The following is a 25,962-nucleotide window of genomic DNA, read 5'->3' as shown; positions in this document are numbered from 1 at the left end:
TAAGCTCTCCAATACAGGCGCTAGGCCACACACATTTACCCTTATTGCTGCAAAGCTCTTGCTTTCGTATACCGATTCACCGGAACCGGCACGCCTAGATTACCCCGAAGGGTGTCGGATTCATATTCAGTCCGGTAGATGCCTCTTGCCTGCAAGATAGGAACGACATAATCCACGAAATCATCGAGCCCGCTTGGTACAGCCGCTCCGACGATAAAACCGTCAGCCGCATCCTCATTGAGCCACTGCTCAATAAGATCAGCGATGCGCTCCGGCGTACCGATAAAGCCGGAGCGCGGCGTTGCAACACGTAATGCAACCTCGCGTAGTGTCAAGCGCTCCTCCTTGGCTTGCTGCTTAATAACGTCATTTCCACTGCGAATGCTCGGCCAATTATAGATGTCCAGATCTTCAAATAACGCATCAACGGGATATTGAGACAAATCATGGTGGTTAAAGTATCGTCCCAAATAATCCAGCGCCTTCTCAACGGTCACGAGGCTTGCTACCTCCTGATACTTGCGCTCCGTTTCTTCAATCGTGCTTCCAACAATCGGTCCGATTGCCGGAAATATTTTGATCTCATCCGGGGAGCGACCGTGCTTGACAGCCCGTGCCTTAATGTCAGCATAAAATGCCTTTGCATCCTCAATCGACTCAAGGCCAGTGAACACAGCGTCAGCTTCCTTAGCCGCGAGCTCACGTCCGTCTTCTGAAGACCCTGCCTGGAAAATAACAGGATGCCCCTGCTTGGAGCGTGCGATATTAAGCGGGCCACGGACGGAAAAATACTTGCCCTTATGGTTTAAGGAATGCAACTTTTCAGGATCAAAAAATTGACCGCTTTTCTTATCACGGACAAATGCATCATCCTCCCACGAATCCCAAAGACCACGAACGACATCCAAATACTCCTGTGCCACTTTATATCTTTCTTCGCGTTCAATATGATTCTCCTTGCCATAATTGGCAGCGGATCCTTCCATATATGAAGTCACTACATTCCAGCCAGCCCTACCCCTGCTAATGTTGTCTAAAGAGCCAAACTGCCTAGCAACATTAAAAGGCTCGCAATATGAAGTCGAAAGAGTGCCTACAAGACCGATATTGGATGTTACCGCACTTAGAGCTGATAATATCGTGAGAGGCTCGAAGCGATTTAGAAAATGGGGCAGAGATTTTTCAGTAATATATAGCCCGTCCGCTATGAAAGCAAGGTCGAACTTTCCCTCTTCGGCTTTTTGCACTTGTTTCTTGTAAAAATCGATGTTTACACTTGCATCCGGCAATACATCTGGGTGCTGCCAGTCTGTATGACTACCTCCAACACCATGCAATATTGCTCCTAGCTTTAGTTGTTTCTTTTGAGACATATGATCTCCTCCGATTATTCGTATATACAAAACTTATAGGTTAAGTCGGTTTTGAAAATGCAGCCTATGCACTTTGTGTGCTGTTAGTGTAGCATTAATCCGTCTTGCACGGTTATAGAGTTTTTCAATGCATACATATGAATAATCAATTGTTGGACTCCTCGGGTCTGATAACTAAAATAGTAATGTGCTTTGTGTGATGACAGAACCGAGACGACTTTTCGATGATAAAGAGAAATAGGGAGCAATAGCTGGTTTATGGTTACTGCGACTTCAATAGCGTGGTTTGGAGCAATAGCTATACATTCTATGGTTACAGCGCCTTTGGTCGGGTTGGTTGGAGCAATAGCCATACTTATTATGGTTATTGCGACTTTGGCAGCGTTGATTGGAGCAATAACTATACATATTATGGTTACAGCGTCTCTGATCGCGTGAATTGGAGAAATAGCTATACATATTATGGTTATTGCGACTTTGGTCGGGTTAGTTGGAGAAATAGCCATACATTTCATGGTTACAGCGCCTCTGGTCGCGTGAACTGGAGCAATAGCTATAATTTATAGATTTTGAGCTGTTTCAGCGGTCTTAAATGGATTTACTTGCTGTTACCTGCAAAGAAGCCCCCGATCTCGACTCGAGATCGGGGGCTTTTTTAACGCTCTAGAGGCTTAAGCCTCCATTTTCTGGGCGGAGTGTAGCTTGTAGTACCGACCGCGTTGCGCCATGAGCTCATCGTGCGAGCCAGATTCGGCGATTCCTTTGTCGGAAACGTACATGATACGGTCGCAATTTTTAACTGTGGAGAGACGATGCGCGATGATGAACGAGGTTCGTCCCTTAAGCAATTCGTTCAAGCCTTTTTGAAGCAGGCGCTCGGTCTGCGCATCGATGGACGAAGTAGCCTCATCAAGAATGAGTATGCGCGGGTTGGCCAGGAGCGTGCGGGCGAACGAGATTAATTGCCGCTGTCCTTGGGAAAGCTTCGAACCGCGCTCATTGACTTCTGTCTTATAGCCGTTCTCGAACTCGCGAATGAACTCGTCGGCGCACACGGTTTTAGCAGCGGCAATAATCTCTTCCTCGGTGGCATCGAGCTTGCCGTAGCGAATATTGTCAAGGATCGTGCCGGAGAAGATAAAGCTATCCTGCAGCATAATCCCCATTTGGCTTCGCAATGACTTGAGCTTCATTTCCGAAATATCATGGCCATCGATGAGAATATTACCGCTTGAGACGTTATAAAAGCGGGAGATCAAGTTGACGACCGTCGTCTTGCCTGCACCGGTGGGACCAACAAGGGCAATGCTCTCGCCTGCCTTGACGTCCATTGTCAGGTTCTCCAGAATGTTGTGGCCAGGTTCGTAAGCGAAGGTCACATCGTCGAAGGTTACACGGCCTTGGATAGGTGGGAGTTCCTTTGCTTTAGGAATGTCGCTGACGGTAACCGGCTCATCAAGTGTCTCAAATATACGTTCCAGATAGGCGACTGCGTTAATAAAGCTATTGTATATGTTCGAAAGGTTGAGAATTGGCTGCCAGAAACGCGCAGCGTAGCTGCTCATTGCAAGAATGACGCCGAAGGTAGCTTCCTCCGGTCCCATCATTAGCAAACCGACGAGGTAGATGGACGTGGTGACGATCGTCGCCAGGTTGTCTACCGAGAACGGGATTAGAAAGTTAAGGTACATCGTCCGCATCCACTCTTTGCGGTAGTTGGTGGATAGTCGGGTGAAGATGCTTTCGTTATGCTTCTCGCGAGTGAAGATTTGCGTGACGCGAATGCCGCTGATACTTTCCTGCGTATAAGCGTTCAGGTTGGAGCTTTTGTTGGATACCGCCTGCCATGCCCGGCGCTGCTTGGTTTTGAGAAGTAGCATGACGGCGGCGAACACAGGAAGTCCTGCGAGAATGACGAACGATAGCTTGGCATTGACGGCGAACATAAATGCGGCTATGAAGAGTAAGTTCATGATCTCGAGAATAAAGTTGATGATACCGTTGGACAGTACGTCCGAAACGGAGTTGACGTAATTGACGACCCGGATGAGTATCTTGCCCTGCGGTCGATCGTCATAGTATTGGAATGGCAGCTGCTGTAAGTGTTTAAACAAATCCGTGCGGATTTCGAAAATGATATCTTGTCCGACACGGGTCATGATACGCGATCGTATCGTAGCAAGGATGACGCTTATGACGATAGTAGCCAGCATAAGTGCTGACCATCCAATCAACTTCATGTTGTCCTTCGCAGGAATCGTCACGTCGACAACATGCTGTATGATGAGAGGCGCAGAAAGCGCGATGCCCGCTGAGAGTGCGCTTAGTATGAACGCGATGATCATCGGTTTTTGCTGCTTCTTAATGTAAACAAGCGCGCGCCTGAAGTGTCGGATGTTGAACGGAGACTCCAGATTCTCGTCGATGTCGAATTTATTTCTAGCCATGCGCGTTCGCCTGCCTTCCAATGCCTTCGGTCTGCAGCTTGAATACTTCGTAATAATAGCCTTGTTTCGCCAAGAGCTCGGCGTGGCTACCTTCTTCAATTATGCGGCCGTTGTCCAGAATGAGGATACGGTCAGCCTGTGCCGTCGTGGACACGCGCTGGGCGATAATGATTTTGGTGCACGAATAATCCAGATCCCGAAGGCTCTTCTGGATATGCTCCTCCGTCTCTAAATCGACGGCCGAAGTCGTATCATCGAGAATCAAGATAGGAGGCTGCACAGCCATAGCTCGAGCTAAAGCGATGCGCTGCTTCTGCCCGCCGGATAGGCCGACGCCGCGTTCGCCGACAACGGTATCATAACCGTCCGGCATTTTACGGATAAAGTCGTGGGCGGCAGAGAGTGTGGCGAACTTCATGACGTCCTCCTCCGGCAAATCAGGATTGCCGTAAGCGATGTTGCCGTCAATCGTCTCGGAGAACAGCAGGACATCCTGCGTCGCAACGCCGATATTACCACGCAGCTCATCGAGCTCCAGCTTGCGCACGTCGGTACCGTCTACGAGAACGCGCCCCTTCGCCACGTCATAGAAGCGCGGAATCAGATTGATGAGCGTCGTTTTGCCCGATCCAGTTGCACCCATGATGGCGATGGTCTTGCCGGGCTCGACCGTGAAGCTGATGTCTTCCAACACCGTCACGTTGTCGTACTTGAAGCTAACATGATCGAATTGAATGAGTCCGTTATAACGCCGTTTAACGACAGGCTTGTGCTCATTGACGATGTCTGGATGGGCGTAGTAGACTTCAATAATTTTGCTAAGACTTGCCATAAATCGCTGAAGGTCATTAATGATGATACCGATGTTGCGCATCGGATTAGAGAGACCCCAGATAAGCGCGGTGAAGGCGGAGAATTCCCCGAAGGTGAGTCGTCCGTTCATGACGAGCAGGCCTCCCACGATCATCAAGATCACGTTGAATGCCTGGGCTAAGATTTCTAGATAAGGAAAATAATCCAGCCATACCATCGCTGCGGCCTTGTTCGCCTTGGAGTAATTAATGTTTTTCTCGGTGAATTTCTGAACCTCAAACTCCTCGCGCGCGAATGCCTTGACGACACGATTGCCCGCGATATTTTCCTGTGTGGTGGTGTTGAGCTGCGACAGCTTCTCCCGGAGATCGCTATACATGGGACGTACGCGTCTAGCGAAAATAAACGCCACGATAAAAATCGGAGGCGACAGGATGAGCAACCACAAAGTCAGACCAACATCAATGAAGAAGAAATATACGATAGCTGCGATGAAAATCGTCAGCGATTCAATAATCGTCTTAATGATCCATGCCATGGAGTGACGCACCATATCAAGGTCACCGGTCATTTTGGTCATGAGGTCCCCGGTGCGGTTGCGATCGTAATAGTGCATGTCTTGACCTTGAATTTTGTTGTACAAGTAAATCCTTACACGATACAGCATGTTTTGCGAGGCACGCTCATACAGGATGGTCGTAAAATAAGCCAAACCCGTACGCAACAAGGAAAATCCAATGATGCCCAAACAAAGGCCGATCAGCAACGCTCGCTCGTTCGTTAGATTTTGCGCCGCATCGTCTCCCGCGATAAATGTATCGACAATGCGTTGACCGATATACGGGTTTATAATGGTGAGCGATGAGCCTACTACCGAGAGAATTAACGCGAGAATATACCGTACCCGATCCCCTATCAAATTGTGCCATAACCACTTGAGCTGAAACATTCGATCACCGGCTTCTGTGAGTTTCTGTATTCTGAAATTCAAAACTATGGAGATTATAACACTCATAACTTGATATGTAGCGAGAAATTTTATCTTCATTAAGAATGAACGGTTAAATTTGCAATCTCCCTACATTTTAACCCTCCACTTTCTCCCCTTCGAACAGGGTGGAGGCTTTTTTTCGTGTTGAAAATATATCTTAACTGTAGGGGGCAAGCGCGAAGATATGTAACCGACTGATGCGATCAATAAAGCTGATCATATCAACGTTATTCGTATACTATTTTACGGTCGGGATGAACAAAAAATCAGTAGAAAAATAGTAGCAAAAAACATAAATATAAGTCATAATTTGTCGATATAACTGTAGTATAATCATGAATGTAATATTTGGAATCTATTTTATAGGGTCTGATCATGCAAGTTAATATCTATATAAATGGAGGCTTTAATTGTGGGTGAAAAATCATCAAAATTTCTATCGACAAAAAGAAAATTGCTTTCGGGAATGCTAGCGATCGTTCTTCTCAGTTCGCCAGTATTTGGTCATTTGGTACCCAAAGCTTTTGCGGCATCGGGCATATTAACTTTTTCTGGTGTTAATGAAGCTAATGGGGGCTTAATCTTAACAGACGGGATGAATTATAATAGTGGAGATGTGAAAGCCGATGATATCCTGGGAATTAGTTTGAAAATATACAATGTAAAAAGAGGCGATGTAAACAAAGAAGACAGTATATCGTTAAGAATGGGCAGCTTTGCTTATCGGACGGATTGGCTACCCTCTGCTGGGAATCAATCTGGCGTTGCACCGATTGATGCGACATCAGGCTCCGGAATTGTAGATGGTGGCGTCGATGTAATGATTATTAAAAGTGATAATGGCGAAGCCTTTAGTTTTAAATCCATTTTTATGATGAATCCAGACGAGGCTAGGTTAGTTAAATTTGAAGGATTTCTTAATGCTGAATCGAAGGGATCGGTCATTCTCAGTATTAATGGAGACACCTATATGGAAACCTTTACGCAATCTAACGGATTGACCGCTTCGTATTTTCAAAATGTCGATGAAGTTAGATTAACTAATCAGACCGGTGGGGATATGAATTATGGAATTAATATTGCATTTAATAACATTGAAATTAGTGACCCCGTTATAACAGTAACGCCGCCAGCAGCGCCAAGCGTGAGCGCGGATGATGTAACAAACACAATCATAGGTTTAACGACAGCAATGGAGTTCAAGGTTGATGACGGAGCTTATACAAAATATACCGGAACGAACGCGCCTGATCTTTCAGGCACCCGTACGGTTAAAGTTAGAGTAGCAGCTGGAACAGGAACGCCAGCAGGAGCAGAGACGACACTGAGCTTCACACCGAATCCGCCGGCAGCGCCAAGTGTGAGCGCGGATGATGTAACAAACACGATCACAGGTCTAACGACAGCGATGGAGTTCCAGGTTGATGGTGGAACTTATACGAGATATACCGGAACGAATGCGCCTAATCTCTCGGGCACGCATACGGTCAAAGTCAGAGTAGCGGCTGTTGCTGGAACTGGAACGCCAGCAGGGGCGGAAACGACGCTGAACTTCACGCCGAACCCGCCGGCAGCACCAAGTGTGAGCGCGGATGATGTAACAAACACGATCACAGGTCTAACGACAGCGATGGAGTTCCAGGTTGATGGCGGAACGTATGAGAGATACACGGGAACAAATGCACCTAATCTCTCGGGTACGCATACGGTCAAAGTCAGAGTAGCGGCCGACCCAGGAACAGGAACACCAGCAGGAGCAGAAACGACACTGAGCTTCACGCCGAACCCACCTGCAGCGCCAAGCGTGAGCGCGGATGATGTAACAAACACGATCACAGGTCTAACAACAGCGATGGAGTTCCAGGTTGATGGCGGAACGTATGAGAGATACACGGGAACAAATGCACCAAATCTCTCGGGTACGCATACGGTCAAAGTCAGAGTAGCAGCTGATTCTGGAACAGGAACGCCAGCAGGAGCAGAGACGACGCTGAACTTCACGCCGAACCCGCCGGCAGCGCCAAGTGTGAGCGCGGATGATGTAACAAATACAATCACAGGTCTAACAACAGCGATGGAGTTCCAGGTTGATGGCGGAACGTATGTGAAATACAACGGAACGAATGCGCCTAATCTCTCAGGCACGCATACGGTCAAAGTCAGAGTAGCGGCTGATGCTGGAACAGGAACGCCAGCAGGAGCAGAAACGACACTGAGCTTCACGCCGAACCCGCCAGCAGCGCCAAGTGTGAGCGCGGATGATGTAACAAATACAATCACAGGTCTAACAACAGCGATGGAGTTCCAGCTGGATGGCGGAACGTATGTGAAATACAACGGAACGAATGCACCAAATCTCTCAGGCACGCATACGGTCAAAGTCAGAGTAGCAGCTGATGCTGGAACAGGAACGCCAGCAGGAGCAGAAACGACACTGAACTTCACGCCGAACCCGCCGGCAGCACCAAGCGTGAGCGCGGATGATGTAGCAAACACGATCACAGCTCTAACAACAGCGATGGAGTTCCAGGTTGATGGTGGAACGTATGTGAAATACAACGGAACGAATGCACCAAATCTCTCAGGCACGCATACGGTCAAAGTCAGAGTAGCGGCCGACCCAGGAACAGGAACACCAGCAGGAGCAGAAACGACGCTGAGCTTCACGCCGAACCCGCCAGCAGCGCCAAGCGTGAGCGCGGATGATGTAACAAACACAATCACAGGTCTAACAACAGCGATGGAGTTCCAGGTTGATGGTGGAACGTATGTGAAATACAACGGAACGAATGCACCAAATCTCTCAGGCACGCATACGGTCAAAGTCAGAGTAGCGGCTGATGCTGGAACAGGAACGCCAGCAGGAGCAGAAACGACACTGAGCTTCACGCCGAACCCGCCAGCAGCGCCAAGTGTGAGCGCGGATGATGTAACAAATACAATCACAGGTCTAACAACAGCGATGGAGTTCCAGCTGGATGGCGGAACGTATGTGAAATACAACGGAACGAATGCACCAAATCTCTCAGGCACGCATACGGTCAAAGTCAGAGTAGCAGCTGATGCTGGAACAGGAACGCCAGCAGGAGCAGAAACGACACTGAACTTCACGCCGAACCCGCCGGCAGCACCAAGCGTGAGCGCGGATGATGTAGCAAACACGATCACAGGTCTAACAACAGCGATGGAGTTCCAGGTTGATGGTGGAACGTATGTGAAATACAACGGAACGAATGCACCAAATCTCTCAGGCACGCATACGGTCAAAGTCAGAGTAGCGGCCGACCCAGGAACAGGAACACCAGCAGGAGCAGAAACGACGCTGAGCTTCACGCCGAACCCGCCAGCAGCGCCAAGCGTGAGCGCGGATGATGTAACAAACACAATCACAGGCTTAACAACAGCGATGGAGTTCCAGGTTGATGGTGGAGCTTATACGAGATACACGGGAACGAATGCACCTAATCTCTCGGGCACGCATACGGTCAAAGTCAGAGTAGCAGCAGACCCAGGAACAGGAACGCCAGCAGGAGCAGAAACGACGCTGAGCTTCATAACAAACCCGTCGGCCCCTTCAACATCAACACCATCAGCGCCGGAGGATATTACAGTTAATGTACTTGTTAATGGTAAGGTGGTAAATGCGGGAAATGCCACAGCATCAACAAGAAACAATCAGAAGGTAATAAACATACTCGTAGATGAGAAAAAGCTGGATCAAAGACTTACAGCAGAAGGTCAAAAAGCTGTTATTACTATCCCGATTGATACTAAGGTTGACGTTGTTGTCGGAGAGCTTAACGGACGAATGATCCAAAGTATGGAGCAAAAGCAAGCAGTTATCGAAATCAAGTCAGATAAAGCAACCTATACGATACCTGCACAGCAAATAAATATTAGCTCTATATCCGAACAACTTGGAAAGGCTATAGGACTTCAGGACATTAAAATTCAGATTGAAATAGCCTCACCAACTCTGAATACTGTAAACCTAGTGGAAAGCTCCGCTCAGAAAGGTGATTTTTCCATCGTCGTTCCATCTATTGACTTTATCGTAAGAGCTGTCTATGGAGATAAAAGGATTGACGTTACTAAGTTTGAAGCCTATGTAGAAAGAACGATTGCGATCCCGGACGGCGTAGATCCGAATAAAATTACAACAGGTATTGTCGTGGAACCAGATGGTATGGTTCGTCATGTACCTACCAAAATCGTTGTTATCGGGACCGAGTATTATGCAAAGGTGAACAGCTTGACGAATAGTACCTATTCCATTGTTTATAACCCGATAGCGTTCGATGACGTAGCTCAGCATTGGGCTAAAACAGAGGTTAACGACATGGGTTCAAGAATGGTCATTAATGGTATCGGTAATGATTTGTTTAATCCAAATCAAGCTATTACACGGGCTGAGTTTGCAGCCGTTATGGTACGTGGATTAGGCTTAAAGTTAGTTAATGGAGTTACTTCTTTTAGCGATGTGAAAACAACAGATTGGTTCAGCGGGGCTGTTCAAACCTTATATGAGTATAAGCTTATTAATGGATTTGAAGATGGAACCTTCAGACCGACGGATACCATTACTCGTGAGCAGGCGATGAAGATTATTTCTCAAGCAATGGTACTAACCGACCTGAAATCTAAGCTCTCCGTTAAAGAAACAGCTGATTTGCTTAAACCATTCGCAGATGGCAATAAAGTTGCAGAGTGGGCTAAAGCAAGTATTGCTGAAGTCATTCAATCGGGAATCATTACAGGTAGAAGCAGTTCAACCCTTGCTCCAAAAGCTAATATTTCAAGAGCAGAGGTAGCGGTTATTATCAGAAGACTTCTTCAAAATTCAGAATTAATCTGATTTGTAAGTACATCTCATAATAAAAAGGAGCCATTCCGTCCGATTCTTGAACGAAATGGCTTTCTTTTTATTTGTCTAACTAGTTAAGTTCCTACTTTTAAAGCAGCGATAGTGAAGAAATACATAATGAAAAGGTAGTGACTAACAGTGAAAAAAACGTTAAAAGGCTTACTTTTAGTTCTAGTATTTGGGCTATTAAATCATTTAGGTTATGCTACTGTATCAGCTTCAGAATCCAGTAATGCAGCCGCATTTTCGGATAATCGCATTCAAGTTTATGTTAATAATGATCGTTCCCTAACGTTCAAAGGAATAACGAATAGCTCAGAGTCTGCAGTAACTATTTACATTTCCAATTCGTATGCGATGCAAGAAACAGGCAACCCTTTTACAGGTGATGAAACCTATGAACCTGCCATTGGAGCAGATCGCACATTTACTGTTACTACCAAACCACTCTCGTATAAATTTCAAGCAACAATTACATTTGGCACATGGGAAAATGATTTTCACCATGACCCAATAATCGTTAATATTAATCCCACTGAAATCACCGACTATGCCTATAAAAAATATCAAATAGAAGCACTGAACTACGTGAATGAGATCAGAGCTAAGATCGGAGTGAAGCCGGTCAAGCTAAATGCCTATGTTACGAAAGCAGCTGAAAATCATGCGAAATACATTTCAATTAATAAGACCTTATGGGATGGATTAGAAGTTCATTTTGAAAGAGCGGGGAAAGTAGGCTATACGGGTGCTACTCCTACTGATAGGATAATAGCTGCTGGAGGGTTTCAATCGGCTGGTGAAATCGTAACAGGGGCTTCGACTGCAAAAGCTGCTATAGATTCGTGGTTAGATACAGCCTATCACCGAGAACCACTAGTTGATCCGAATGCGACTGAGTTCGGCTTTGGAATTGAACAGGGTGCTGCTGTATTAAATATGGTTACTGGGACAGGCAACAAGGATATAAGTGTATTTCCTTATGATGGGATGAATAATGTAGCTTTGAGTTTTTTTGGAGAGTCAGAAATACCTAACCCGATTAAAAAATACGATCTCGTCCATTCTGGATACATCATTACATTTAATCATCCCGCTGATCTAACGGATAGTATCAAGGCCACCATAAAGAACAGCAATGGAGATAAAATACCCTTTTTTCAAGAATACGCCGGAACATTGTTCCTCTATCCTGCACGTGAATTATCGTACGATGAGACTTATACCGTATCCGTTGATTATGAAATCAATGGTAATAAGCAGAACAAAACCTGGTCTTTTAAGACGATAAAGCACTCTTTTAGCAAAGCAGAGCAAGAGGCCTATGATAAAGGAGTAAAGGTAAGCATCAATGGGAAAAACATATACAATTTCGACCAAAGTCCAGTCATAGTAGACAAGAATGTGTATATACCGTTGCGGGGTGTTTTTGAGATGCTTAACGCAAAGGTAACGTGGGATCCCAAAACTCGTACGGTTATTGTCAATAAGCAGCAAACTGAAATCAAACTAACTATTGGGGATACAAAAGCTTTTGTTAACGGGAAAATGGTTAAGCTTGGAGCGGCTCCATTTGTAAAAATGAACAGTACGTTTGTGCCAATCCGATTTGTTAGTGAAGCGATAGGTGCTGAAGTGAAATGGGATGGGGCTACACAGACGGTACATATTAAAGCCGACTTAGGTGAGCCTGAGAGCTTGACCGATTACGTGCATAATAAGATGGTAAAGCATATGGCTCCAATTAAAGAAATAGGATTAAAATATGGATATATACTTGACGAAGATTATATCGATAGTGGATGGTATTCATTCAAGCAGGGGGACGATGAAACAGCACTATTTTATGATGTGGGTTCAAATGATCCCTTCATACATCGCCTTTCTATTATTCGCATCTTTCCTGAAACAGAGGATAAGATTTTAGATGTAATGAAAGAAATTATGGAAAAGCAAACGAATACTAAGCTAGTGGGTTTAAAGGAATTACTTAAAAAAGTAGTTAACGAAAAAGAGGATGTTGATGCTACTGTCCAGATTAATGGGGTCAAGATGAGATATTCTATGAGTCATAATCCTCAATCCGGTCAGTTTGAATTTAATATTTTCTATTAGACATGAACTTGTAACTATCAAAGAAATAACTACTCGGAGGCTGCACACGTGAAGGTACTTACAGCAAGAAAGATGAAAACGGCAGGAATGCTATTTTTGGCATTAACCTTCCTTATTAGCACGATTTCGGCTGGAGGAACTGTTAGCGCTGCCGAAGAAACGAAGCCATTGACCTATCAGCAGGTGTTAGCCTCGCAAAAAAAGCTTTCGTCCATGGATAAGCATTATATGGCAGTTAAGGGTAATGGGAGCGTTTCTGTATGGGGGGCTCGGCAGAAAGGAGAGCCGACGACGCCAAACAGCTTGAAAAATATTGTCGGCGTAGCCTCATCTCGCTCAAAGTCGTTCGCTCTTAGGAAAGACGGCTCTATTGCGCAGTGGGGCACTGGGAAAGACCTTTCCCCCGTTACTATGGGCATTAATCCTTCGACGACGAAAGACGCTGTTGCCATCTCGTCGAACAGAGGAACTTTATTAACGGTACACCGCACAGGTAAAGTTTCGTTTTATCATTATATTGATGATGGTGGACATGTCATAACGAATATTCCGAAAAATCTCTCGGGCGTGAAAGATGTGTCTGCCGGTGACAGTCATGCGCTGGCTTTGAAATCGAACGGAGCGGTAGTGGCTTGGGGCAAAGATTATGCGGGCAACACGCGCGTGCCAAGCGGTCTCTCGAATGTCGTTGCTATTGCGGCAGGAACAACGGTGTCCTCTGCGCTACGAAGTGACGGGACGGCCGTTGCATGGGGGATGGGACTGAATACCCCATCGAAGCAAAAGATTCCGTACCGCGATGTCGTCGGTATTGCCGCCGGATTTGCCGAGGTTTTCCTACTACGGTCAAACGGTTCCCTTGTTGTTTGGCAGGAAGGACAAGCGTACACGCCCACACACTTGCCGAAGCTTGCGGCAATCGCTTCATCCGGCGAGGACGAGCTGATCGGTCTTACAAGCGACGGACGATATATGAAATGGAGTCAGTCTTTCTCTCATAGGGCGCTAGGCGGAGAGGCCCTTACTTCGATTGCTTCAATTGCCGTTCCTAGTTATAGTAGTGACTATGTTGCAGTCCGATCGGATGGGACGGTATTTGTAAAAGGTGATCTTGGCACCGCGGGGTTAAGCGATATTCCGGCGACTACCGAGGGAATAGCCTCAGTATCGCTTTCCAATCATGGTCTTGCTTTAACGAAAGCAGGGAATGTACTCGCCTGGGGAAACAACTCTTACGGAGAATCAACGGTGCCTGCCGATTTGAGAGATGTTGTTGCCGTAGAAGCAGGTTACGAGTATTCGCTCGCGCTCAAAAAGGACGGGTCTGTTATCGCTTGGGGGACAAGCAGACTTGGATACACTAAGGTTCCATCCGAATTGAAGGATGTCGTAGCCATTTCGGCAGGAGATATAGCTCTTGCATTGAAAACAGACGGTTCGATCGTTACTTGGGGTGGTAGGAGTAAGCCGTATAGTGAAACTCTTGATTTTCCCAAGTCGATTGCGATTACAAGCAGAAGAGGATATCAGGCGGCATTGCATGAAGACGGCTCTATTTCCATTTGGGATAGACAAAATTCAACTGTAACCGTTCATCCGAAGCTTAAGGAAGGTCATTCCATCGTATCGCTTGGCGGAGGCAATACAGAGATATTGTGGGCAGTCGCCGATGACGGAACGACGCTTGGCTTTGATTATATGACGGGCAAGGAAGTGGAACGAATTGATGGGGAACGGGGCATCGTCAAGGTGGATACCAATCTTGCTGTAACCAAAGCAGGTGAGCTTATTATGCTCGAGCCAGATAAATCGAATAAGTCTAAATTCGTTTTTCTTCCTTAACGCCAGGATTATGGGTTATAGGTTGACATTATGTTGAGTAGTAACTACAATGGTTACAACGGTGGTGATACTAAGTGAAGCAGATTAGTAGCAGATTTTCCATTGCGGTTCACATCCTTTCGCTGATCGCCACTAGTTCGAAAGATTGTACCGGCGATTATATTGCGGGCAGTGTCAATACGAATCCTGTTATCATCCGCAGAATTATGGGGATGCTTAAGAAGGCAGGATTAGTGGACATTCGACCCGGGGTGGGCGGTGCTTCCCTGCTGAGGGACCGGGATCAGATCACTCTTCTGGACGTTTACCGCGCAGTGGAAGTCATCGAGGACGGTCAACTGTTTAATTTTCACGATGAACCGAATCCTCATTGCCTGGTAGGCCGGAACATTGAAGCAGCTCTTCGTTTGGAAATGAAGGAAGCTCAATCAGCGATGGAACAAAGGTTAGCTCAAGTAAACTTAAGCCAGCTGACAGCTCACTTTGTATAAAAAAAGCTCTTAGAGCTTTTTTTTACCTCTTTGTTGTAACTAAATCGGTTATAACGACGGGGTTACAATAAATTCGACAATATGGAGGAATTAACATGAAAATTTTGGTGACAGGCGCAACAGGGAAATTAGGATCGATTGTAATAGAGACGTTGTTGGAAACTGTTCCGGCTAAGGATTTGGCCGTCAGCGTCCGCAACCCGCAGAAAGCGGAAAGTCTTCGTGCCCGTGGCGTGGACGTACGTCTTGGGGATTTTGACCAACCAGGTACGCTAGATAAAGCGTTCGAGGGTATCGATCGCCTCTTGATTGTATCCACGGACGGCGACAACGAAACGCGAATTCGTCAGCATGACGCTGCAGTAGCGGCAGCTCAGCGTGCTAATGTTAGTTTCATTGCTTATACCAGTTTAGGGAATGCTAGCGAGAACCCCATTTTCCTTGCGCCAGTGCATCGTGCGACTGAGGAAGCCATTAAAAACACGGGCATTCCTTATTCCTTCCTACGCAACAACTGGTACTTGGAGAACGAGACGAGCAGCATTCAGGCGGTCCTTGGAGGAGCTCCTTGGTTAACGTCGGCAGGATCCGGTAAAGTAGGTTGGGCAACCCGACGCGATTATGCACAAGCAGCTGTAGCTGTACTGACCGGGGAAGGTCATGAGAATTCCATCTATGAACTATCTGGCAAACTAACTACACAAGAAGAATTGGTTTCGATCCTTGCCGGGGTGTTAGGCCGGGAAGTTCCTGTTCAACAAGTCGATGACGCTACTTATGCTAGCATCATGAGCAGCGCAGGCGTACCTGAACCAGTCGTTCCGATTCTGGTGGGGTTTCAGAGCGCGATCCGAGAGGGTGCATTGGAAATCGAGAGCAATGATTTGCAGAAGCTGTTAGGACATTCGGCCACGCGGCTTGAAGAGGCTCTCCGTCAAATCGTAAACGAAATTCAGTCTTAATTAGCGCGCTACACAACACAACTTATAGGTGGACAGACAGGCTATGATCTTCTACAGGAGTAGAGCTCATGGCCTATCTTTTCTTAAAAAAGTCATTTGATAACTAAAAAAAAGGGGCGTATGATAGATTCTTAGGAGTTATTAGACTTCAGAATAGGAGAATGGCACACACAATGAAGGAATTATCACGCTCCCAGACCATTATCCTAATCACTTTTCTTGTTACTATATGGGGAATATCGTGGCCGATCTATAAGATTGCCTTAGAATATACCCCTCCTCTTCTTTTTTCCGGATTACGTACTTTTATTGGAGGAATGCTTTTAATAGTCGTCTTTTGGTCCAAACGGAAGGAAATCCGTTGGAAAGAAAGCTGGCCGATCTATCTCATTTCGTCTTTGTTTAATATTGCTCTATTTTATGGGCTTCAGACTGTTGGGATGATGCATACGCCAGCTGGATTGTTCTCGGTTATCGTGTACCTTCAGCCTGTTCTTGTAGGGATTATGGCTTGGTTATGGCTAGGGGAGTCGATGACGAGGTTAAAAATCGCAGGCTTGATTATTGGGATACTTGGCGTTGCGGCGGTTAGCGCAGGAGGTTTATCCGGACATATCGCTGCTCTAGGTATCGTTTTGGCGTTTATTACCTCTCTTAGTTGGGCTATCGGCACGATTTATGTCAAAAAAGTGAGTCTGCGGGTAGATTCAATATGGCTGGTGGCCTTTCAATGTACGTTTGGGGGAATTGCTCTCACTTCTGTTGGTTCGGTTACGGAAAAATGGTCGGACATCGTTTGGAATGAGCATTTGATCTTCGGCCTTCTCTTCGGGATCATTCTCGGAATATCAACATCTTGGGTCGTTTATTTCAAGCTGGTGAGTTCAGGAGATGCCAGCAAGGTCGCTTCTTATACCTTTCTAGTCCCACTCATATCCGTTGCTAGCGGAGTTATATTCTTGAACGAATCTTTTTCTATTTATCTTTTGGTGGGGCTTGTTCTCATCGGAGTCAGTATTTATTTGGTCAACCGCAAGCCTAAATCGAGCTTATCCCGTCCTCTTGAAAGCTTTCGCGCTTTATGAAGTAAACCTCTACAAAGAAGGAAGTGCTAAAGTATGAATTTAGAAATAGTTATGCAGGAGCTTGAAGCTCTAGGCAAGGAACGAACTAAGAAAATTTACGAATCCAATGGCGCACACGAGCCGCTTTTTGGAGTGACAACAGGTAGTATGAAGCCGATTGCCAAGAAAATTAAAAAAAATCAAGCTTTGGCTGAGCAGCTGTACGCCACAGGGAACTACGATGCCATGTACTTTGCCGGCGTAATTGCAGACCCGAAAGCAATGACTGAAGCGGATTTTGATCGTTGGATTGATGAGGCTTATTTTTTTATGCTATCCGATTATGTGGTTGCAGTAACCTTGGCAGAAACAGATATAGCTCAAGAGGTTGCCGACAAATGGATCGCAAGCGGCGAAGAACTGAAAATGTCAGCGGGCTGGAGCTGTTACTGCTGGCTTTTGGGTAGTAGAAAGGACAATGAATTTTCTGAAAGTAAAATAGTCAATATGCTTGAAATTGTGGCAAATACGATTCGCGATTGTCCCGAAAGAACGAAATACGCTATGAATAATTTTATATACACAGTAGGAGTATCCTATTCGCCGCTCCATGATAAAGCGGTTGAGACTGCAAAGACAGTAGGCCCAGTAGAAGTCAAAAAGGATAAGGCAAAAAGCAAATTCCTACACGCCTCCGAAAATCTTCAAAAGGCAATAGATAAAGGGCAGCTTGGTTTCAAACGCAAGTATGTAAGGTGTTAGATATTGAATAAAGCTTAACATCACTTAAAACGGGGCTGTCCCAAAAGTGAATTTTAAGATCACCTAAGGAATAGTTTCACTTTCATTAAAAATGACGTTCAAACGAAAAGGTGTTGGTACAGGAGGTGATTCCTGTGCCAACACCTTTCGTTATTTATCAACTGCTGCTTGCTAGAGAAGATTATGCGCAAGCGAAATCCAACTAACCTCTAGGCTTACCTGTGGCGGGCAGTACTAGCTGGTTTTTGTATTTTCACCACCCTTAATCGATTTGAAAAAGAGGGGAAGTATCTCCTGTAGGAGCGAAGCGTTTGTCTTTGAGATCGTGAAATCTCCTTTTAAGAGTTTACCCATTCAGATTTCACGATCTCAACCAACAACCGGAAGGAGATACTTCCCCGCAAAAACTATAATCGATTGATATAGCAATGGGCCATATAAGTTACCTTATGGACAGCCCCGTTTTTTGTAGTTTCTTTTGTTAATCCCATCATTTATTAGGCAATAAGCTGTAAGTTTCATTTATTGCACCTGTACATAACGCTTGAGAGCAGAAAAGTACGATTAGTTAAGTAGAGAGAAGAGGCGAGGTTCTGCCATAGTAATAGATGACTACATGAAAGAGGAGAAATGAACATGAGCCTATTCTTAAACAAACAGATGAAAGACGAAGTAGAGGTTTGGTGGAGCTCAGAAAAAAATCCAAGGGACCGAGCCTGGTTTTACAGTCCAAGTCCAATTTCATATGAATTGGAACAAAGAGAAAATTTACTCGCTACTGCTCCTGACGTGACACCTATTCCGACTATTGCGATTTTTCCTAAGATTACTTATCAAGAAATACTCGGAATCGGCACTTCACTGGAAGAAAGCACGATATACAATTTAGCGAAAATGTCGCATGAGAAGAGAGAAGAAATTTATACTCAGCTCGTAGATCGGGACAGCGGAGTCGGCTTTAATCTTATGCGTATTACGTTGGGAACGTCAGATTTTACGGCTCAGCCCTTTTATACGTATAATGATCTAGAAGTGGGAGAAAGTGACTTTGATTTGGAGCGATTTTCTATCCAGAAGGATATTGATCTAGGAATTGTTCAAACGGTGCAAAGGCTATTAGAGATTTCTCCTGATATGAAAATTTTTGCATCGCCCTGGTCTCCTCCAGCTTGGATGAAAACGAATGAGGATATAAGAAGAGGGCAATTAAAGGAAGGTAAACAATATACGGACGCGCTGGCCAAATACCTTCGTAAAGCTATACAAGCTTACCAAGAGCAAGGAATTCCCTTGTATGCAATCACGCTCCAGAATGAGCCTTTACTCGAAATTGATTATCCAAGCTGCTATATGAGTCCAGAGCGTCATAACGAGCTAGCAATTGCATTGAAAAAGGAGCTCGTCTTGCACAGCTTGGACACTCAAATCTGGATATTTGATCATAATTTCAGTGATGGGTGGATGTATGTTAGTCCTATTCTCAATGACAAGGAAGGAAATGCGGCGACAGATGGTATAGCCTTTCATGATTATGAAGGGGAGCCTAGCGTTATGAGAGAGGTCAAGAGTGCGTATCCGAACAAGACCATTCATATGACTGAGCGATCCCTATGGGGCGTTGAAGCTGCTGATAGGTTTGTACAGTACTTCCGCAATTGGGCCTCGAGCTATAATGCTTGGGTGACTATGCTAGATAGTACGATTGGCAAGCATCAATGGGTAGGCATTCCAGACCCAACCTTAATCGTGCAAAATGCGGCGAGCACGGATGAACATTGGAAGACTCCCGAATTTTATCTAACGGGACAGTTATCCAAATTTATTCAATACGGTGCTCGAAGAGTGGAAAGTAACTATGGCTCTATAGATACGGTTACGAACGTAGCTTTTCTAAATCCGGATGGCTCCTTGGTCGTCGTTGTCGTTAATCAGACAGATAATGAACAGCAATTCCGTATCCTAATAGAAGGACAACAGATTATCGCCGATTTGCCTGCTAAATCCGTAGCTACTTATCGGTGGAGCTCTGTAAATTAGGCTCTAGACTGACATGCTATATACAATTGAGGGCTGTCCCTATGAAGGGGCGGCCCTATCTTCACGAGTCATAAGGAGTCGAGAGGAATATGTTAACTAGATTTCGATCCCGTAAATATTTGCAGCGAATAATACTCACTCTCGTGTTTTTTATTATTTTGGTAATCGGTGTATTCGCCTTTACTATGTATTGGAATATGAAAAATACGACCTTACAGATTCAAACCGAGGCCAATCGCAAAGTGCTTGCTCAAGTGAAATACAATGTGGAGTATATGGATGAAATCGTGAAAAATTTGATTATGTCTTTATATTTCGACAATGAGGTTATTCCTATTTTGTATGGACAGACCTTTCGCTATGAGGAGATTGCGAACAAGCTTGCCAAGCTGGATAAAGTAGCTGATTCTTCGACGTATCTGCATTCCATTACGTTGTACAATTCATTTACAAAGAAGTATTTATCAACAAATCGGAGCTTTCAAGATAATTTGAATGGAGAAATTCAGCGGTATGAGCAGCAGCTTGCCTTACTGCCAGATTTGCCAAAGCTGAAGATGATTCCTATTAAATTATTTGGCAATCCGCAAACGGCTGTCGATTTTTTCTCCTATATCATCTATGAGAATTCCGATGGAGACCCAGCAAATAAGAGTAAACTGATTCTGAATGTAAAGCCTGAGTGGCTATTTAATAATATAAAAAGCATTAATGATTTGGCTTATGACAGGAACAACTCGATACTGCTGTTAGATAGCCAAGGCAATATTTATTCCGAAGAAAATCATTTGGCTGAATTGGTGCCAGCTGAACTTAAGGAAAGGATTAATTCCAGCAATGCTGAATTTGAATCTTTTACCTTCGGCAAAGGCCATCATAAATCTATTGTTACTATTATGTCTCTTGGCGTATATCAGTGGAAGGTTATTAGTATACAATCCTATGACTTTGCGTTTAGTCAGTTAATTAAAATTCGTAATATTTTGATTATCTCCACTTTGTTGTTTCTTGCTCTGTCTGCTGTTATTGCTTTTATCATATCCCAAAGATTGTACAGACCGGTTGAACGAATTATTAGTCAGTTAAAAGGGTCTTCGTACTCGGAAGCAGAATCAACCGTAGACAAGGATGAGTGGTCCTATCTCTCTAATGTCTATACGAATCTAGTTCACAAAATGAATAATGTTAAGCAGCATCATTCTAGAAACAAAAAAATCGTCGAGGACTTTCATATTCGCAGCTTATTAACGGAGAGTGCAAGTCTCTCCAAAAACCAATTCAATCTAATGATGAACGAGCTGGATCTGCAAATTCATCCTGAGGGTCCTTTTCTAGTCGGGGTAATGAAGATTGATGATTATAGGAACAAAGTGGAGCGAGCAAGCGCATCCGAGCAAGAGATATATCGTTTCGCCATTGGCAATATCACAGAGGAATTGTTGTCCGGATGCAGCAGCTTTATATGGAACTATGCAGGCAATGATCTTATTGTTTTCTTAGCAACGCCACGGACAGCTCAATCTTCGTTCGATCTTTCAGCTTTCCGAAGCGCCATTAAGGAGCTACAGCAGGTTATTCATGCGTTTTACCGCTTATCTATTACAGTTTCCTATACATCACCTTTCAGTGATTACACACATATCGCGGATGCCCATGTTGAAGCGCGTGATCTTATTCTCTATCGCATGTTCTATGGTACAGGAACGATCCTTACAGCTGATCTTGTGAATACTAGTGAGCGATTAGATGAGCTTAATCAGGGGGCAGAGCTAGAGAAGAAAATCGTCGATGAATTACGCAGAGGTAATAGCGCAGAGATGGAGAGAAACATTACCGCTTTCTTCGAATGGGCGACCTCTTTGACCTATACGCCATTTATGCATGCTGTCCTGCAATTAACGATCACGGTGTCAAAAGCAGTTAGTGAAGTGAATGAGATTCGGCTAAGGGTCATTAACATCGATTTGGTCGACCTTCATAAGAAGGTTCTGGAGAAAGAAACGTCTGAAGATATTGAAAGTCTTTTCCGCTCGCTTGCCTCGCAGATTTCGGATAAAACCGACCCGGGACAGCATACTAAAATAGACGTACTATGCCAAACGATTAAAGAAATTATTGAAGAAAACTGTACAGATGTAGAGTTTTATCAGCAGACAATTGCCCAATTGTTAAAAATGTCTTCTGCCTATATAGGTAGAGTGTTTAAGCAGGGGACGGGAATGGCGATTACTGAGTATATCAATGATATCCGGCTGGAAAAGGCTCTTATCCTGCTGGAAGCCGACAATATGACGATTAATGAAATTATGGAGCGTGTTGGTTATCGTTCCCAAAGCCACTTTTTCAAATTATTCAAGACTAAGTATGGAACAACACCAAAGGAATACAGGCTAAAGAAAGCGATTAGTGGGGATGGCTAATAAGCTCTCAACTATGAAAAATAGCTTATCAGTGCCTAATATGGTCGATGAATGAAAAGCCCTCCGCAATTTGGAGGGTTTTTCTGATGAGGTAGAAGGTGAGAGGAGTAATATCAGTTTTGAGCACATTGAAGAAGAGTAAAGTGCAATTTATGCAGTAGAGAAAGTGTTGAGAAGACTGCAATATTGGAAGAAGAAAGCGAGCTCAAACATGAGAACAGAAGGAGGTGAATACGTAATGAGAGCCCAAGTGAGTGCTGAGAGGGGAACAACCAGGTGGGGCCATTTTCAGAAAAATAGACAATTATTTATCCTCAGTCTTCCGGCCTTATTGTTTAAGCTGGTGTTTAATTATTTGCCCTTAATCGGATTGATCATTGCTTTTAAGAAATTCCGTTATGATCTTGGAATTTTCGGAAGCGCGTGGAATGGATTTGATAATTTCCGTTTCTTCTTTGTATCGGACAATGCATGGCGTATTACACGAAACACGGTACTGTACAATGTCGGATTTATTGTTATTACGTTGATTTGTGCCTTGGCTCTTGCCGTTCTTTTAAATGAAGTATCCAGTAGAGCGGTGAAGGTATATCAGACTGCGCTATTTCTGCCTTATTTTCTATCCTGGGTTGTCGTTGGATATATAGCCCTTTCGTTTCTGGAGCAGGATCGGGGTTTGCTACATCAGCTTTGGACGTTTTTTGGGCTAGAGCCTGTTAATTGGTATCAGGAGTCCAATCGATGGCCTTATATCTTGAATGCCGTGAATCTCTGGAAAACGGTGGGGTTCTCTACACTCATCTATTATGCAGGCATTATTGGAATTAGCCCGTCCTACTACGAGGCAGCCAAAATTGATGGAGCCAATAGGCTTCAGATGATAAGAAAAATTACGCTGCCCTTGCTCACGCCGCTCATTATTGTTTTGCTGATCATTTCCATCGGCGGTATGTTCCGTGCAGATTTTGGTCTATTTTACTTCATACCAAACAACTCTAGCTTTTTATATTCGTCAACCGATGTCATTGATACGTATGTATTTCGGGCATTGCGTTCAGTTGGGGATGTAGGGATGTCAGCAGCAGTTGGATTGTATCAGTCAGTTGTTGGCTTTGTCCTTGTCGTCGCATCGAACTGGATTATTAAAAAAATAAATTCTGATAATGCACTTTGGTAATTGGGTAAGGAGCGTTCTTATGAGAACAGAGAAGGGTTCCATATTCCGTGTGGTCACTCATTCTATACTTGGACTTGTAGCTGTGGCTATGATATTGCCGTTAGTGCTGGTTGTGGCCGTTTCATTCTCTGATGAGAATACGGTCATTAGAAATGGCTATCAATTTATACCTTCGGAGTTCAGCCTCAAAGGGTATCAGGTCGTATTTCAAAATCCGACTATGCTTTTAAACGCATACGGAGTCACAATATGCATTACTCTGATAGGCACCGTAATCAGTTTAATGTTTACAGCGATGATTGCTTATGTAATGTCTCGCAAAGATTATCGCTATAGGCGCGCGACTACTTTCTATGTGGTATTCACTATGCTATTTAACGGCGGATTAGTTCCGTTCTATATACTAATCGTTAAATATTTGCACCTGAAGGATACGATGTGGGTTTTGTTTATTCCTTATTTATTGAATCCATTTTACGTCTTGATTATGAAGGGCTTCTTGGACCGATTGCCAACGGAGATTATTGAATCAGCCAAAATGGATGGCGCAGGAGAATATCGAACCTTTTTCAGAATCGTATTACCTCTTTCAACCCCGGCACTGGCCACCGTAGGTTTATTCATCTCATTCGTATATTGGAATGACTGGTGGCTGGGACTGTTGTTTGTTAATCAAGAGAATCTCGTATCGCTGCAATTGATGCTATATCGCACGATGAATTCCATAGAGTTCTATGCTGCAAATGCACAATATTTAAGCGGTAATGTCGACATTTCTCAATTTCCTAGTATAACCACTAGAATGGCGCTGGCTGTACTTGGAGCAGGACCGATGATGTTTGTATTTCCGTTCTTCCAGAAATATTTCGTAAAAGGCCTCACGATGGGCTCATTAAAGGAGTAGGAAGTATCAATTTTGGAACGGGCGGGGTACATTAAGAGTCTACCAATGGATAACCGCTTTCCATATAAAAAAACGGGAGGTTATTAAATGTTAAACGGAAAGATTATTAAGGTAGGGCTTGCGCTTATGCTTAGCACGTCCCTCGTATTATCCGCATGCGGTTTGAAAGATGCAGAAAGCAAGAACAAGGGGTCTGATAAGAAAGAGGATAAGGTAGAGCTGACCTGGTATTACCCTCAATGGAGCACACAGCCGGATATGGCTGCTGTTGAGGAAGCTATCAATAAAATTACGACGGAGAAAATAAATGCAACGATCAAGCTGATGCCTACTGATGGAGGCAGCTACGAGCAAAAAATGAATACTATGGTAGGAGCAAGCGAAAATTTTGACATCGCATGGTCTTCATTCTGGATGTTTAATTACGCTCAGAATGCTCGCCGGGGTGCTTTTGTACAAATCGATGATCTATTAAATACAAAAGCTGCAGAGTTAAAGAAAAGCATGCCTGACTTAATCTGGGAAGCGTTGAAGGTAGACGGAAAAACGTATGCGATATTGAATTATCAGACGATCACGAACAAAGAGGGCTTCCTCATTCAGAAACGTTTTGCTGACAAGTACGGACTTGATCCTAGCACAATTAAGACGGTGAAGGACATGGAGCCCTTCCTGCTGAAGATCAAAGAGAACGAACCGGACGTCATTCCTTTCGCTCTGACTCGCAACGGTAATTTTGAGAACATGAAAACCACCTACAACAATTTGGAGTATATTTCTAATGAAGCGATTGTTGGAATTTACCGGGGGGATAATGAAACTAAGGTTATCGACGTTGTTCAATCTCCAGAGTACAAACAATATTTAGAGCTTATTCACTCATGGTATACAAAGGGACTTATTAACAAAGATGCACCTACTGTAAAAGCTCTTGATGAGCGCAAGAAAACAGGACAGATTGCTGTTAGCTTTGAAAATGTTTTGAAGCCTGGAAAGGAAGCAGAGGAGAAAAATGCTTCAGGTGGACAGGACATCGTTCTCGCTCCGACTTCTAAGCCTTTTGTGGGGACAAATACGATTATCCAATCGATGCAGGTTATTAGCAAAACATCAAAAAATCCTGAGCGTGCAATAATGTTCCTGAATTTGCTTAACACGAATAAGGAGCTATTGAATCTAGTAAGCTATGGAATCGAAGGCAAGCATTACACCAAAGTAACAGAAGATACGATCAAACCGATTGAGAATGGCGGCTACAATCCAAATCAAACCTGGGTATTCGGAAATGGGTTTTTAGCTTACTTGCAGGAAGGTCAGAGCAAGGAAACGTTAGATCAGACTTTGAATGAAAATAAAGAGGCCCAATCTTCACCGATCCTTGGCTTTACCTTCGACCCGGAGCCTGTTCAAACGGAAATAGCCAATCTTCAAGCCGTCAATGATGAGTACGGACCACCATTGAATACTGGAGCAGTGAGTGCCGATCAAAAGCTAGCTGAATACATTGAAAAGCGCAAAAAAGCGGGCATTGACAAGGTAGTTACTGAAGTCCAAAAACAGTTGGATGCTTGGAAGCAAGCTACTGGGAAATAGTGGTATATATTCGCGGTATAATATTGGTTCAATAAAAAAGAGTTATCCCTTAAGCCGGTAAGATTGTGGCTTGAGGGATAGCTCTTTTTGTTGTATTAACGCTATTA

Annotated in this window: 16 protein-coding genes; 13 read left to right on the top strand and 3 right to left on the bottom strand. The window is 44.4% G+C overall.

Annotation, left to right across the window (positions count from 1 at the left end):
* Nucleotides 1-41: 41 nt before the first annotated feature.
* The gene (locus KCTCHS21_RS24455) at nt 42-1,373 is read right to left on the bottom strand and encodes an LLM class flavin-dependent oxidoreductase (RefSeq protein WP_130614315.1); all 1,332 of its coding nucleotides are present in this window, start codon (nt 1,371-1,373) and stop codon (nt 42-44) included.
* Nucleotides 1,374-1,631: 258 nt separating this feature from the next.
* Here KCTCHS21_RS24455 and KCTCHS21_RS24450 point away from each other — a divergent pair, with 258 nt between their 5' ends.
* A complete protein-coding gene (locus tag KCTCHS21_RS24450) occupies nt 1,632-1,811 on the top strand; it encodes a hypothetical protein (protein WP_130614313.1) in 180 nt (59 codons plus the stop codon).
* 233 nt (nt 1,812-2,044) lie between these two features.
* Here the strand turns inward: KCTCHS21_RS24450 and KCTCHS21_RS24445 are convergent, their stop codons facing one another.
* Both KCTCHS21_RS24445 and KCTCHS21_RS24440 read right to left on the bottom strand, forming a co-directional pair.
* Nucleotides 2,045-3,820, bottom strand: coding sequence for an ABC transporter ATP-binding protein (locus tag KCTCHS21_RS24445; protein WP_130614311.1), 1,776 nt, complete (start codon nt 3,818-3,820; stop codon nt 2,045-2,047).
* The gene (locus KCTCHS21_RS24440; protein ID WP_130614309.1) at nt 3,813-5,582 is read right to left on the bottom strand and encodes an ABC transporter ATP-binding protein; all 1,770 of its coding nucleotides are present in this window, start codon (nt 5,580-5,582) and stop codon (nt 3,813-3,815) included. The genes KCTCHS21_RS24445 and KCTCHS21_RS24440 overlap by 8 nt, the downstream gene beginning before the upstream one ends.
* 454 nt (nt 5,583-6,036) lie before the next feature.
* Here KCTCHS21_RS24440 and KCTCHS21_RS24435 point away from each other — a divergent pair, with 454 nt between their 5' ends.
* The 12 genes from KCTCHS21_RS24435 (at nt 6,037) to KCTCHS21_RS24380 (ending at nt 25,855) form a co-directional block, all read left to right on the top strand.
* The gene (locus KCTCHS21_RS24435) at nt 6,037-10,479 is read left to right on the top strand and encodes an S-layer homology domain-containing protein (protein WP_162309369.1); all 4,443 of its coding nucleotides are present in this window, start codon (nt 6,037-6,039) and stop codon (nt 10,477-10,479) included.
* Nucleotides 10,480-10,626: 147 nt separating this feature from the next.
* Nucleotides 10,627-12,603 (top strand): stalk domain-containing protein, encoded by a 1,977-nt coding sequence (locus KCTCHS21_RS24430; protein ID WP_130614304.1) that lies wholly within the window; start codon nt 10,627-10,629, stop codon nt 12,601-12,603.
* Between the two features lie 48 nt (nt 12,604-12,651).
* Nucleotides 12,652-14,445, top strand: coding sequence for an RCC1 domain-containing protein (locus tag KCTCHS21_RS24425; protein WP_130614302.1), 1,794 nt, complete (start codon nt 12,652-12,654; stop codon nt 14,443-14,445).
* Nucleotides 14,446-14,519: 74 nt separating this feature from the next.
* The gene (locus KCTCHS21_RS24420; RefSeq protein ID WP_130614300.1) at nt 14,520-14,936 is read left to right on the top strand and encodes an Rrf2 family transcriptional regulator; all 417 of its coding nucleotides are present in this window, start codon (nt 14,520-14,522) and stop codon (nt 14,934-14,936) included.
* A gap of 95 nt (nt 14,937-15,031) precedes the next feature.
* A complete protein-coding gene (locus KCTCHS21_RS24415; protein ID WP_130614298.1) occupies nt 15,032-15,898 on the top strand; it encodes an SDR family oxidoreductase in 867 nt (288 codons plus the stop codon).
* Between the two features lie 173 nt (nt 15,899-16,071).
* Nucleotides 16,072-16,983, top strand: coding sequence for a DMT family transporter (locus tag KCTCHS21_RS24410; RefSeq protein ID WP_130614296.1), 912 nt, complete (start codon nt 16,072-16,074; stop codon nt 16,981-16,983).
* Nucleotides 16,984-17,016: 33 nt separating this feature from the next.
* Nucleotides 17,017-17,724, top strand: a complete 708-nt coding sequence (locus tag KCTCHS21_RS24405; protein WP_130614294.1) for a DNA alkylation repair protein — start codon at nt 17,017-17,019, stop codon at nt 17,722-17,724.
* 636 nt (nt 17,725-18,360) lie between these two features.
* Entirely contained in the window at nt 18,361-19,761 is a 1,401-nt protein-coding gene (locus KCTCHS21_RS24400; protein ID WP_232057948.1) for a glycoside hydrolase family 30 protein, read from the top strand.
* Nucleotides 19,762-19,850: 89 nt separating this feature from the next.
* Complete coding sequence (locus tag KCTCHS21_RS24395) at nt 19,851-22,181, top strand: helix-turn-helix domain-containing protein (protein WP_130614289.1); 2,331 nt, start codon at nt 19,851-19,853, stop codon at nt 22,179-22,181.
* Nucleotides 22,182-22,419: 238 nt separating this feature from the next.
* The gene (locus KCTCHS21_RS24390; protein ID WP_232057947.1) at nt 22,420-23,358 is read left to right on the top strand and encodes an ABC transporter permease; all 939 of its coding nucleotides are present in this window, start codon (nt 22,420-22,422) and stop codon (nt 23,356-23,358) included.
* Nucleotides 23,359-23,377: 19 nt separating this feature from the next.
* The gene (locus tag KCTCHS21_RS24385) at nt 23,378-24,262 is read left to right on the top strand and encodes a carbohydrate ABC transporter permease (RefSeq protein ID WP_130614285.1); all 885 of its coding nucleotides are present in this window, start codon (nt 23,378-23,380) and stop codon (nt 24,260-24,262) included.
* Between the two features lie 87 nt (nt 24,263-24,349).
* On the top strand, nt 24,350-25,855 hold the full coding sequence (locus KCTCHS21_RS24380) for an ABC transporter substrate-binding protein (RefSeq protein ID WP_130614283.1): 1,506 nt from the start codon (nt 24,350-24,352) through the stop codon (nt 25,853-25,855).
* The last annotated feature ends 107 nt before the right edge of the window (nt 25,856-25,962 follow it).

Source organism: Cohnella abietis, assembly GCF_004295585.1.
Taxonomy (GTDB): domain Bacteria; phylum Bacillota; class Bacilli; order Paenibacillales; family Paenibacillaceae; genus Cohnella; species Cohnella abietis.
Note: the sequence above shows the minus strand (reverse complement) of the source record. Positions and strands in the feature narration are given on the sequence as shown.